This window comes from Pedobacter antarcticus (genome assembly GCF_900112985.1).
Taxonomy (GTDB): domain Bacteria; phylum Bacteroidota; class Bacteroidia; order Sphingobacteriales; family Sphingobacteriaceae; genus Pedobacter; species Pedobacter antarcticus.
In genome coordinates this window covers 289,753-303,191 of sequence record NZ_FONS01000002.1, presented here as the reverse complement: position 1 = coordinate 303,191, position 13,439 = coordinate 289,753, and the positions used below count along the sequence as shown (strand labels likewise).

Here is a 13,439-nt window from a genome sequence, read left to right as displayed (position 1 = left end):
TTATTCTGAAGGTTAATATGCTTCGTCCTGGAAAATACAGGAAATAAAAAAGGGTGCCGTTTCGGGCACCCTTTTTATTAAGTAATTATGGATTTTGATCTCCAGGTTCAATTGCTTTATTCGCATTGATTTCATCCTGAGGAATCAGCCACTGCCATCTCGCATCACCTGCCGGCTCACTCAATGTCTGAGCTAAAGCTACGGTATGATTACTGTTACTTCTGTCTAAAGGAAGGTTCAGACGTTTAAGATCCGTAAAACGGAATCCTTCACCCCAAAGCTCCACACGTCTCTGCACCATGATCTCTTCAATCAGGTCGTTGCCCGTTTTTGTAGATTTCACATAAGCATCATCACGTTTTTTGGCTAAAGTATACAGCGCATCCTGAGCAGCACCATACTGACCCGCTCTGGCTAAACCTTCTGCTTCAATCAGGTACATCTCGGCAGCACGCATATTCACAATATCACCAACTGAAGTCGCTCCGGCAACCAGGAATTTGCGATTCATATACTTCGCTCTCACACTCGCACTGGTTGGAATCGGGAAAGCCTTGTTTTCTCCGGTCGGATCCCATAACTGTGCTCTGACATCTGTTTTCGAGAGCTTGTTGTATAGGTTGGAATTAATTGCTTTCGGATTTGCCCTAAGATTTGACGAATTATAGTTAGCAGACATATAGGCGAAGAAAGAAAAGAAGTAAGTTGTCTGATCTTCCACTTGTTTACTACCCCAAATCCATTCCGGATTAGTATAGCTGTTAAATCCTGCCAGGTAATCTACATTAGACATCAATTCCACACCGGTTCTGGCTTCCGATGCAAATTTAGCTGCATCAGTCCATTTTCCCTGAGTCAAAGCAATACGGGCCTTAATTCCTTTTGCAGATTTTATATTGAAGTGCGACTTATTCGGACTGGCAGAGGCCGTAGCGAATAAAGTAATCGCCTCATCAATATCTGCATTCGCCTGCGTATAAACCTGCTCCACCGTACCACGTCCCACGTGTTCAGTATCTAGTTTAGTTTTAACAGGGACACCTGGCTGAGAATTACTACCAGCAAAATCATAACGTTTAGCGTAGAGTTGAACGACCATGAAATGAGCCCACGCGCGGTAAGTAAGTGCTTCAGCTTTAATCAGGTTTTTATCAGCTTCAGGTCCTTCTGCACCACCAATTTTCTCGATAATGTTATTGGCATTAGCAATAATCTGATAATAGAACTTATATGCAAACTTATCAGTAGTACTGTTTGCATCTCTATGTGAAACCCATCGGTAAGTAGAATTATACCATCCGTTACCTGCTGCAGTATTTACCAGATCATCGCCAAGCATGTCAAGGTTGATATTCATAGAACCTTGTCCACCCTGATCCTGCGCATCGTATTGCCTGTACATCGAACGGTGAATACCATTTAGCGCGGCCATTGCATTTGCTGTAGTCGCAAAAACAGTCGCGTCATCTGCCTGTTGTGTTGGCGTAGTCTCCAGAAAGTCTTTTTTGCAAGAGCCTAAAGCCATTGTTGCGAAGAGCACCGGAATTATTTTATATTTTAAATTTTTCATTTGTATATACAATAGTTGATATCAAGATTATTTATTAAAACGAAACGTTCAATCCTAAACTGATCGTACGTGTAGGTGAATAAGCATTAGAACTTACACCAGTATAAGAATAGCTTGGATCCAGACCTTTACGTTTAGAGAAAATCGCTAGGTTTTCACCTGATAGATAAACTCGTGCATTTTTCAGATCAGCTTTCGAAATAAATGACTTAGGTAATGTATAAGACAATGAAGCTGATCTCAATGCTAGATAAGAAGCGTCGATTAACCAACGATCAGACTGGCCATTGTTGTTCGTTGAAGAGCCAACATCCAAACGTGGAACGTCGGTAACGTCACCTGCATTTTTCCAGGCATTTAATGCATCGGAATGTAATGCACCTCCATAGCTTGCATAAGCCATTAGACCTCGATAAGCGCCGTCATAAATTTTACCGCCTACCTGGTAATTCATCATGAAAGAGAACTGAAAGTCTTTATACTTAAAGGTGTTGGTAATAGCACCAGAAAAATCAGGGATAGCAGATCCATTGTATCCAAATTCAGCATTGTTGATGTTGGTTGTGTATTCCTTACCATCAATAGTTCTGTTTTCAGACGGTTTGCTACTAGGGATATCCGTGTCTCTTACGTACAATGAAGAACCGTCAGTGGGATCTACACCTGCCCATTTTTTAAGCCAGAAATCATATCTCGATTGTCCTACAGCTAACCTTTTTGTTCCGTCAATAATAGTTGGCGATTCTTCAGGCATTTTCGTGATCTTATTTTTAACTGTTGTCCAGTTAATATTGGCATCCCATTTAAAGTTTTTGGTTTTAATCAGATCTCCACCGATTTCGATCTCAATACCTTTATTGTACATCTCGCCAATATTGGTCGCAATAGTCGGGATACCGTTAGAGACAGGAAGCGGAACATTAAATAGTAAGTTACCAGATCTTCTATCAAACACTTCAAAAGTACCACGTAACCTGTTTTTAAACAAGCTGTATTCAACAGCGATATCTTTCGAATAATTAGTTTCCCATTTTAAATTAGGAGTTGCCAGTGAGTTCAGTAATAATCCACCTTCCTGAGCATTGTTGTTATTCAGGTTATAATAAGCTTTGTAGTTATAGTAAGTTTCTAAACCATCAGCGTCTAATAATCTGTCATTACCTACAGAACCATATGAACCACGTAGTTTCAAATAATTAACCCATTCTACATCCTTCATAAATGTTTCCTGACTAACCAACCATGATGCTCCAATAGAGAAGAAATTACCCCATCTGCTGTCTGGTGCGAATTTGGAAGAACCGTCACGTCTGAATGATCCGTTCAGGAAATATTTACCTTGATAATTATAGTTCAATTGTGTGAAATAAGACTCCAGCGTGTATTTGTCTTTATAAGAATTCAGGTTACTGATCGTAGAGAAGTTAACCAACTCTGTATTTCCGTCTAATACTTGTGAATTTTTAGATCCTGTCAGATAATCATATTTGAATTTGTACGTCTCATGACCAGCGATAAAGTCAAAGCCGTGATCGTTAACCGTTTTGTTATAACTCAAAACCTGAGTGGCAGTCAATGAAGTCTGCGTGATACCTGTTAAGGTTGCTCTTCCGGCAGGTGCACCATCACCTACAATATTGTTATCGTAGCTTGATCTATCTGTATTCGAGATATCAACGTTGATCTTTTGCGTAAATTTAAAGTCTTTCAGGAAAGTAATCTCTCCATAAGTCCGCGCACTAACGGTGTTTCTTTTAAACAGGTTATAGTTTAAATCTGTTTCCTGAACCACGTGTCTTCCGTTACTTGCACCAGAAGGGCGGAGCGCACCGATATCATAAATTTTATTGCCGTTGTTATCCAGTTCGAAAGCGCCTGAAGCGTCATGTCTGTAAACTGGATAAATCGGACCAATATTACGGGCGAAGAAGAAGACGTTATTATAAGAAGTACTTCCTGTACCTGCGGCAGTTCCCAAGCCATTTGCAACATTAGACTCTGTGACGTTTCCTGAAATATTTAACCCGGTTTTGAACCATTTTAATGGATTTGCATTCACATTTACCCTTCCGGTAAATCTTGTAAAATCTGATTTCTCCACATATCCTTTATCATTCAAATAACCTAATGATAATAAATAGTCAGATTTCTCAGTTGCACCACTGTAGTTCATGTTCATATCTGTCCTTTTACCAACACGCTTTAACGGCTCAATCCAGTCAAAATCATCATAAGCTAATTTTGCATTCTGATTCATCTGACCTGAACCATTAATCACCTGGTCATTTGGAACATTAAATGGATTGTAACCTAAGTTTTTGAAGGTTTCTGCAGATGCTTTTGTATCTGCTGCTCCAGGTGTTAAAGGTGTGCCGCTTAAAGGGTAAACTAAACTATTTCTGTAAGCTTGAAAAGCCAATGGATAGTATTGAAAAGCATTTACGCGGTCGTATTCAGCCATTCCTCTTGAGCTCACACCCTGTGTTAAATTAAGATTTAACTGGTCGCCGCCCTGTTTACCTTTGACAGTCGTAATAATGACAACACCATTAGCTGCACGTGAACCATAAAGTGCAGAAGCAGAAGCGTCTTTCAGAATTGAAATATTCTGTACATCATTCATATTGATGTTAGAAATATCGCCATCATATGGAGCTCCATCTACTACATATAGGGGTGTGTTTGAGGCATTAATCGATCCGAAACCACGGATCCTAATAGATCCGGAAGCACCCGGCTGGCCACTGGATGCAGTAGAAACTACACCAGCAGAGGCACCCGCCAACGCATTGTTCACGTTCGTTAATGGACGAAGTTCCAGATCGCCTTTATTGATTTGTGCAACAGCACCAGTAATTGCTTCTTTTTTCGAAGTTCCATACGCTACGTTGATCACAACCTCTTCCAGCGCTTTAGAATCTTCTTTAAGTGTTGCATTGATTTGCGTTCTGGTTCCTACTGCCTGTTCTGCAGTTCCGTATCCCAGAGCAGAGAAAACTAATACACTTGTTGGGGTAACCGGACCGATTGTGAAGTTTCCATCACCATCCGTCTGAGCACCAATTGTCGTGCCTTTAACCTTCACAGAAACTCCAGGGATTGAAAGCCCGTCTTCTGCTCCGATTATTCTTCCTTTTACATTTTTGTTTTGAGCAAATGCCGTGCTTAAACACAACAAACTCAACACAAGAAAATTAAGTAGTTTTTTTTTCATTTAGTGTTAATAATGTGGTTTGTAATAAATTCGGGTACAATATGTGCAATAGAATGCCTATTATAAAGCTATTGACGAAATACGATTGACTTTTAGGCGTTTTGTTTTCCGATTTAACGAAATCGAAATATTTTAAACGTATATATCGTTTAAAAACCACAAAAACCATTAACCCACTGTCTTACTAGTCTTTTTTTGGGATAAAAAACCCTCAAACTTACAGATCGTCAATTATTTTTTACGAAAAACTCAATAATCACCTGTAATACAACACCATAATATCAAAATACTGAACATTTTTGGTGTCATTTTTACAAATTGTTCAATTTATACCAATCATCAAATTGTTATCCTCAAAACGTCATAATTTTCAGATATTTGTAACAGAATTATTAGATAACATACATGTGCAGATCTAGCATTCTTCTTTTCTCTAAAATCTATGAAAATCAAACTAACAAAAGACCATGCAAAGCATTTCGGATTAATCATCCTGGGTACGCTGCTTTTCGCTGTGGGAATTAATTTTTTCGCTATCCCCAACAAACTTTCCGAGGGTGGTGTAATTGGGTTAACCATTGTTGCCTTCTATTATTTCAACTGGTCTCCCGGGATATTAAACCTGATTTTAAATGCCATACTGATGGTTATCGGGTACAAGCTACTCGATAAACGCACCATCATCTACACCATATTCGGTATATTTTTTTCCTCTCTATTCCTGTTCCTGACTGAAAATGAACTGAAGCCACTAACTTCAGATCCATTGCTGGCCGCAATCTTCTCCGGCGTACTAGTCGGTGGTGGAATAGGCCTGGTATTCTTATCGGGCGGAACAACCGGTGGCTCCGCTATTATTGCCCGTCTCTTTCAAAAGTTCTGGGGCTGGAAATTAGGAACTGCCATGCTGATTGTAGATATCGTCGTTATCGCACTTTCGGCATTTATCATCGGGCCAGAAAACACAATGTACACGCTAATAGCAGTTTATGTCGGTGCCAGAGTCGTCGACTTTATCATCGAGGGCTTCAATACCAAAAAGGCAGTAACCATCATCTCCACCGAAGCTGCACAGATCTCCGCTAAAATTACGGAAGGTATGTTCCGTGGAGCCACTATTCTCCATGGCAGCGGTGCGTATACAAAAAACCCGAAAGAAGTTATCTATGTCGTGATTAGCAAGCCTGAATTAATGGAGCTGAAACGCGCAATTCACGAGCTTGACCCCATGGCTTTTGTGGTTATCCATGATGTGCACGACGTTTTTGGAAGAGGTTTTACGTTGAGTTAGTTCACGAAAAGCGTAAAGAAAAGGGTGTAAGATTTTTTTTCTGTGCTGACAGCAAAGCTGTAGGCACGCAAAAAAAACTTACACCCTTTTTTTTACGAGTATTCCTTCGTGAATTAGCGCCAACTAGGGGGCCGGTATGGGGTTTTTTTTTGGATTTTTTGGAAGGGCTGGTGGAGAACCGGTATGGGTTTTTTTGTAAATTTTAGGTATTGGATGGCATTTAGGAAGGCAGTATGAGTCGTTTTTTCGTGTAGATGTTAGTTATTGGAAGGAATTTGGGAGGCAAGTAGGGTCGGGTTTGTTTTTTTAAACGATGGGGGTTCGGTTATTGTTGCGCAGGGAATCGAGGCGACGCATGAACATTTCGGCCATGAGGTTGGCACGGTGGATGGCTTCGGTAGCTTTTTCACCTTCGAAAAGGTTAAGGACGGTTTGGGAGAAGAGTTCGAGCCAGCGTTTGAAGTGCTGGGGTGCGATGGGAAGGCGGGCGTGTTTGGCGAAGGGATTTCCAGTGAATCCTGGTGCGCCGAAGAGGGCGGCATTCCAGAAGCGATACATCTGCTGAAGGTGGGGCTCCCAGTCGGAAATGGCTGCAGAAAAGATGGGTCCGATCAGTTCGTCATGCTGGACTAGTTGATAGAAGTGATCTACCAGAAGCTGGATGTCTTTGAGGTCGCTGATATCACTTTTTGCTGCTGCCATGCCTTGTCTGAGGTTTGTTTAGCTGTTAGATTGAATGGCAAAGATAGGGAGAGCGATACTGATTATCAGCAGATAAGGATTTTATAATTTGTTTATATGAATAAAATTTAGAAATTAGTATAAGCTAACCCTTCAGTCTCCCTGAGGCTGTTCAAGGAACAAAGCGATTATGACTAACCAAAAAAAGCATAGAACGGACCTTTTCAGGTATGAAGTTTCCCTTTCCAGGGAGATGGAGACAACATTTATGATGTATGCTAAACGTGTGGCCGTTCATTACCACTTTGGTTATTTCTCACGCACAACCTGTAAGGACTTTATCAGCTGAGCCCCAAGCCAACAATTGGTTTGGGGCTGTAGGAAATCAATTTTTTACGCCTGATAAAGTATTTATGAAAAAATTCCCGATTCACTCCGCGGCTGGAATCAGCCTATGGCTATTTACGGTCAATATCGTACTGGTTATCGCCTCCTATTTACTGGAAAATACTTGGTTAGCTACAGCAGCAATAACCATGTCATCCATGATGTTCTACCTTCAGATTCGTCTGAGCAAGTCGATGAGCAGCCCCCAGCAGGAACATCTTCAGGAAAGAAAAGAGGCTGGCCAACACTTCAGAGTTTAACCCGCTCTCCCTTCCGTACAGATTCATCACATGCAAATGCAATCCTCAGGCTGTTTACTGCTTCTTCTGTTGCCTCCTGAAGATCTACATCTTCAATAATGGCTTTTAAAAATGCCCGTTGCTCCCTGTTGCACAACTCCTGGTGACCGGGTTCATCACGCATATCTATCCAGGTATCGGGCTTTGCAAAGTGTCCGGCAGCATCTAATTCTGCATGGTGAACTTTAATAGATTCGGTACGGGTATGCGAATCTATATTATCTGAATTACCGGATGCCGCAGCTTCCCGTGCAACGATGGAAACTGCGCCCTGCGGACCAATTACATCTTTGATAAAGAATGCCGTATCACTCATCATCGGTCCCCAGCCAGATTCATACCATCCCACAGAACCATCTTCAAACCTGATCTGCAGCTGTCCGTAATTATAATTACCGGCCGCAATAACATCTGAAAGTCTCGCCCCGATAGCGCTTACTTCAATCGGCCTGGAACGGGTCATCTGACACATAACATCCAGATAATGAACTCCGCAATCAACAATAGGGCTTAAGCTTTTAAGCAGGTTCTGATGCACGGCCCATTTTTCAGCCTGGCTTTGCTGGTTTAGATTCATCCGCATGACCAACGGTTTACCCAACCCTCTGGCAAGCTCAATAAACTTCTGCCAGGAAGGATGATAGCGGAGTATATAGCCCACGAGTAGTTTCTTTTGATACTTCTTAGCAGCAGCAGCAACCCGCTGTGCACCAGCGACCGAATCGGCAAGTGGTTTCTCTATGAATACATGACAACCACTTTCCATCGCCCTGATCGCAAATGCCTCGTGAGTGTCTGGATAAGTGGAGATACAGACTGCATCAGGCCGGGAGGTTTGAATTGCATCCTCAAAATCATCAAACAAGGGGTAATCAGCCCCGAGCTTATCATTTAATTTTCTTTTACTATCCCCTTTCGAGACCAGTCCGCAGATTTCAAATCCATCCAGATGATGGTAGGCGGCAGCATGGGAAGAGCCCATGTTACCACATCCCACGACCAGTACTCTCAGGTTTTTGTTTCCTGTTTCCATGACGGTTATTTTTTAAGTACCAAGGCTCCAGCCTTGACGGTATTCTCTTTTTATATAAGCATTTACGGCATCAAAATTGGTAACTTTCAGCTGCTCTTTATCCCAGATCATTTTAATATCTCTTCCAGGGTACTCAAAACCGCCACCTGCTCTCGCCGTTCTTACATCGGTTCCCCGAATAGCCAGATTTGCAATTAATAAAGTCTCTGTCAGCGGACCTGCAATTTCAAAAGGAGAACTCAGCCTGATTTTTCCATATCCAGCTATAGCTGCCTCCGCCCATTGCCAGTAATGTCCTTCGACACCACCGTTTACCCGCTCGATCTTCTGTTTAGTATGCACCTGTTGGTTGCGTGAAAGAGGCAGTAAACGTGGATTTGAACCATACACGTCACACATCATTTTTCCTTTTGTGCCCTCAAACAAAACACCATTTGCACCAAAAGGTTCATTCGCGCCCAGCTCCTCCGGCCGGCCCGGCTTAATGCCACCATCCATCCAGTGTAACCTCAAATCGCCTTTAGTCTTATTTGTTTTCTTGAAAGTCATTATGATATGACTTGAAGGAGGACAGCTGTCCGGATAATATCCGCGCTTGAACTCATCTTCATAGATACTGCCAACGCTGCACTGCACATCCAATGGCGTATCAAGCCCAAGTACGCGGAAAGGAGGTTCGACCAAATGGCAGCCCATATCGCCTATCGCACCGGTCCCGTAGTCCCACCAGCCTCTCCAGTTAAAAGGAACAAGTTTATCAATGAAGGGTTTATATGGCGCGCTGCCAAGCCAGAGATCCCAATTGAGTTCCTTCGGAATTTCACCATTAATCGAAGGCCAGGTAATACCCTGTGGCCAGAGTGGCCTGTCCGTCCAGCAATAAACTGTATGGACTTTACCAATTACGCCCGCATCGCACCATTCCTGCAGTTGCCGCACACCATCGCCGGAAGAACCCTGATTACCCATTTGCGTAACTACCTGATATCTTTGTGCAGCCTCTGTCATTTTTCGAGCCTCATAAATATCATGTGATAAAGGCTTCTCCACATAAACAGCTTTACCTAACTGCATAGCCGCCATTGTGATCATTGCATGATTGTGATCGGGCGTAGATACGACTACCCCATCAATGTTTTTACTCTCTTTATCTAACATCTCCCGGTAATCCTCATAATATTTTGCCCGAGGATACTTTTTCACCGAATTGGAGGCTCTGCGCCTATCGACATCACATAGAAATGCAATTTCAGATTTACCGCCATTATGGATATTATTCAGATTGGATTCTCCCTTTCCGCCTACGCCGACTCCGGCAACCAATAAACGATCGCTGGGTGCCAGAAAGCCTTTACCACCCAGAACATGGCGCGGCAGGATCATAAATCCTGCTGCAGCCAATGCTGTTGTTTTTATAAAATTCCTTCTTGAATTGTCATTGCTGTCGATGGACTTTCTGTCCACGATCTTTTCTTCAGGAAGTTGATTAGTTTCAGTACTCATGAATAAAAAATTAATGCTGGACGGATTATTTTTTTGCTTTGCTCAGGTCTTTTATCCTGATATTCCGGAAGTCTACCGGAGAACCATGTCCCAGGAATCCGATATAACCCTTATCCCTGGATAAACCAGGGTGTGGCTTACCGTCGGCGGCCCCATTTTTACGTGCCTCCGTCAAATCACCATCAAGAATTACAGTTCCGTTCAGAATTACTTTGATCTTCGCCCCCTTAACAACCACTTCTTCGTAGTTCCATTCTCCGACTGGCTTCAAAGCGCCACGGTTCGCAGCCAGCGTACCATATACAGAACCATGGTATTGATATTTCTCCAGCTCTTTATAGATGGGCGCATCATCATCAAGAATCTGCAGCTCCATTCCTTCATACGCAGCATCACCAGTTAAAGGAGCACGGATTCCCAAACCATTATTCGCACCGGGAGTCAGTTTAAACTCAAAACGGAAGATAAAATCACCATACTCCTTTTTAGTGAACAGGTTTCCGCCAGACCCTTTTCCAGGAACTGTGCGAATGGCCAGATTGCCATTTTCAATAATATAATCCGTGGTATTTCCCTGCCACTCATGCATGTTGGTTCCGTCAAAAAGAACTTTAAAGCCTTCCTTTTTCTCATTTGCACTTAATACAAACGGCTGAGGTCTCGGGATTTCCCGGATATATAAATCACGATAAGCTATCGGAGATCCATGTGCCTGCAGTTCAATCTGTTCCTCTGCAAAGATGGCCATGCTTCTGTCCCAGTAGTTTTCCAGAATTACATTATCAGTTACGAGTACCCCATTCAGATATACAGTTACACGGTCACCTTTCATAATGATGCGGAAAGTATTCCATTCGTCCAGTTTATTGTCTGCTATTTTTAAGGGTATACTTTCATTAACCTGATTATTGTAAAGGCCACCTGAACCAACCTGTGCACCCACATTAGTCATAGAATTATCCCAGATCTGCACCTGAGGGGAACCCCGCAGATAAATTCCGGCATCACCTTTCTGTTTACCATCATCAATAATTTTCCAGTCTACCAGCATTTCGAAATCACCATATTTTTTTACAGTCGCCAGGTTTTCTCCATGAGCTGTGAACTGAATCTCTCCGTCTTTAACCTTCCAGCTATCCAACATCGCTATATTGGCCTTCTGCTGTGCTGCCGCTAAAGTCTTCGCATTCATTTGTGCACGTTTAACCGGATTTTCAACCAGCCCTTGCCATCCGGTCAGATCTGTCCCATTGAACATAGTTACGAAACCTTCCCCAGCTGGCATTTCAGCCAATAATTTGCGCAAACCTTCTTTTTCATAATCACTATCGCCCCCTGTTAAAAGTCCCATCGTTTTTTCTATCAGATTACGAACAATAGAACCGTTGAGACTTTTGTCTGCGATAGCAATATTCATAATCGCTTGTGCAGCTGCCTGCTGTAGTGCAGGATCGTCCAGGTACTTTCCAGCAAAGACCAATGCATTAAATGTTTTGGCAGAGCCTAGTTGTCTGAGGAATTGCTGTTTTTGTTCAGGCTTAACCGCTACAGCCATTCCCTCACGGACGAGTAATAATTTTTGTTCCGGCGTTACATCCAAAACACCTATCAACCTGAGGTATCCGCCGATCGCGGTCTGATTAACAGATTCGTCTTTATTTGCAGCTGCGATTTTAATCAGTTCTGTCATTGCCCCCTGATCAGACCAGCCAGCTAGTGCATTCAGGGCAGCTTTTTGCTGATCCGGAGTACCCGAAGTATAGTCCTGCTTCACTGCTGCAAGCGCTTTCTGACCGCCAACACTTGATAAAATATTATAATAAAGAGCTTTTCTGTCAGCTGGTGCTGAATTCATTTCAGTCAAAATCTGATCTGTTTGCTGCTCCCCCTGCACGTTACCTTTTAATGCGGCAATAATACCATCACGCACACTTTCCAGTTCCTGCGGACTGTGACTGGCTTTCAACATTGCAAATAAAGCAGGAAGATTTCCAGAATTAACCGTTGCATTCAGCGTTGCGTAGGCGGCAGTCTTCACATCAGGATTGCTACTTCCCATCAGCGACTGTATATTGTTCACCTGCGAATTAGCTCTCCTTAAAGCCAGAACTTTGAGTAAAGGAATCTGTACTTCAGGTTTTGCTTTAGGGATGTAAGCAGCAATATCATTAATCAACTGTTCACCCTTGATTTTGTTTAATGCTGCGACAATGGCATCCGTCTCCTGTGCATCTTTTCCCGGTAGTGCATCAAGCAGCGCAGGAACGGCATTTTGTTGTCCCACAATAGCTGCCGTTTGTATAGCTCTATTTCTCAATTGCTGATCCTTACTATTAATCGCTTTCAAAACCACCGGCAATGCATCTGCATTTTTTCCGCTGGCAAATAAAGTCAGCAATTCAGTCTGCCTGGCGGCATCGTATTTATCGAATTGTTTAACCCATGACTGCATATCAGCAGCATTTTTATCATTCATAGCCAACTCTATCACGGCACCACGGTACTGTGCATCCTTTTCTTTCAGAGCCTTTTGTAAGATTTCTGTTTTCTGCTCAGGCTCTGCGATGATTCTGATAGCCAAAGCAGCGGTCCTAAGGTCTATTAAACCAGCTTTTTGTGCAGCTCCGTCTATTTTCTTCACTAAACCAGCAGCAGCTTTTCCATTTCCGCTCCGGGCAAGGTTAGTTGCATAAATTAATAAAGATGAAACAGCGTAACTATCTTCAGATACAAACTGGGCTTGTTTCGCAGCATCCAATAAAACAGTTTCACTGGAAAGGTCACCGATACGGGCCAATGCAAGCAGACTCATCTTTTTCAGCTGGCTGTCTTGATCTGCAGCAGATTTTGAAATTTCAGCAACTGCACCCTTAACTTTACGGTCGCCCAAAGCATTTATCACCGCTAATCTGGGCTGACCAGTCGAAGACGCAAGCGCGGTTAATAAAGCCTGGTCGGCTTCAGCAGATTGAATCTTAACCAACGCACGTGCCGCTGGATCTGCCAAATCCTGATCTGTTAAATAAGGCGTTAAAATTGCGATAGCATCATTTTTTGCTACGAGATCAAGCTGGCTGAATAAAAAGGATTTATTCTGCTTGTCTTGTAAATTGCCTATTGCGTTCGTAAACGCTGCGACACTCATTTTCCTCGCATTTTCTTGCTTACCACTGCTTGCGAAAGCAGCAAAACCACCGGCAGCATACTCTATTAAAGCATTATTTCCTGCACCGGGAGCTTTCAAACCCATAATTAATGCAGCCAGCCCAACATCTCCGAGCTGTAAGATATCATTCATATTTGCTGCAAGAAGCTTTGCATCATTTGCAGGTAATTGTGTTAACAAATCTGCGATCCGGGTAGATTGCGTACGCTGATCGCCCTGGGCTTTTACCTGCATTGCCGGATTCAAAAGCAATAGTGCAGCTGCCAGGATAAAATATTTATTTCTTATCATGTTT

At 42.7% G+C, this 13,439-nt stretch carries 8 protein-coding genes; 2 read left to right on the top strand and 6 right to left on the bottom strand.

Annotated features, from left to right (window positions below; translation table 11 throughout):
* Positions 1 to 85 precede the first annotated feature (85 nt).
* Together BM192_RS06325 and BM192_RS06320 are read right to left on the bottom strand one after the other, a co-directional pair.
* Positions 86 to 1,570, bottom strand: a complete 1,485-nt coding sequence (locus BM192_RS06325; RefSeq protein WP_051759529.1) for a RagB/SusD family nutrient uptake outer membrane protein — start codon at positions 1,568 to 1,570, stop codon at positions 86 to 88.
* Positions 1,571 to 1,604: 34 nt separating this feature from the next.
* Positions 1,605 to 4,784, bottom strand: coding sequence for a SusC/RagA family TonB-linked outer membrane protein (locus BM192_RS06320; protein WP_037438083.1), 3,180 nt, complete (start codon positions 4,782 to 4,784; stop codon positions 1,605 to 1,607).
* Between the two features lie 442 nt (positions 4,785 to 5,226).
* On the opposite strand from BM192_RS06320, the gene BM192_RS06315 reads away from it, so the two are divergent.
* Positions 5,227 to 6,075, top strand: a complete 849-nt coding sequence (locus BM192_RS06315) for a YitT family protein (protein WP_051759532.1) — start codon at positions 5,227 to 5,229, stop codon at positions 6,073 to 6,075.
* Between the two features lie 306 nt (positions 6,076 to 6,381).
* On the opposite strand, the gene BM192_RS06310 is transcribed toward BM192_RS06315, so the two are convergent.
* Positions 6,382 to 6,777: a group III truncated hemoglobin gene (locus BM192_RS06310; RefSeq protein ID WP_074963932.1), complete on the bottom strand. Its 396-nt coding sequence runs from the start codon at positions 6,775 to 6,777 to the stop codon at positions 6,382 to 6,384.
* A gap of 392 nt (positions 6,778 to 7,169) precedes the next feature.
* Here BM192_RS06310 and BM192_RS20735 point away from each other — a divergent pair, with 392 nt between their 5' ends.
* Complete coding sequence (locus BM192_RS20735; protein ID WP_139218411.1) at positions 7,170 to 7,403, top strand: hypothetical protein; 234 nt, start codon at positions 7,170 to 7,172, stop codon at positions 7,401 to 7,403.
* On the opposite strand, the gene BM192_RS06300 is transcribed toward BM192_RS20735, so the two are convergent.
* From BM192_RS06300 to BM192_RS06290, 3 genes are read right to left on the bottom strand one after another with little or no spacing between them, the layout of a single operon-like run.
* Positions 7,393 to 8,475, bottom strand: coding sequence for a Gfo/Idh/MocA family protein (locus BM192_RS06300; protein WP_037438087.1), 1,083 nt, complete (start codon positions 8,473 to 8,475; stop codon positions 7,393 to 7,395). The two genes, BM192_RS20735 and BM192_RS06300, sit on opposite strands and share 11 nt — an antisense overlap.
* Before the next feature lie 12 nt (positions 8,476 to 8,487).
* Positions 8,488 to 9,978, bottom strand: a complete 1,491-nt coding sequence (locus BM192_RS06295; RefSeq protein WP_051759533.1) for a Gfo/Idh/MocA family protein — start codon at positions 9,976 to 9,978, stop codon at positions 8,488 to 8,490.
* A gap of 25 nt (positions 9,979 to 10,003) precedes the next feature.
* The gene (locus tag BM192_RS06290; RefSeq protein ID WP_074963931.1) at positions 10,004 to 13,435 is read right to left on the bottom strand and encodes a DUF1080 domain-containing protein; all 3,432 of its coding nucleotides are present in this window, start codon (positions 13,433 to 13,435) and stop codon (positions 10,004 to 10,006) included.
* Positions 13,436 to 13,439: the final 4 nt, after the last annotated feature.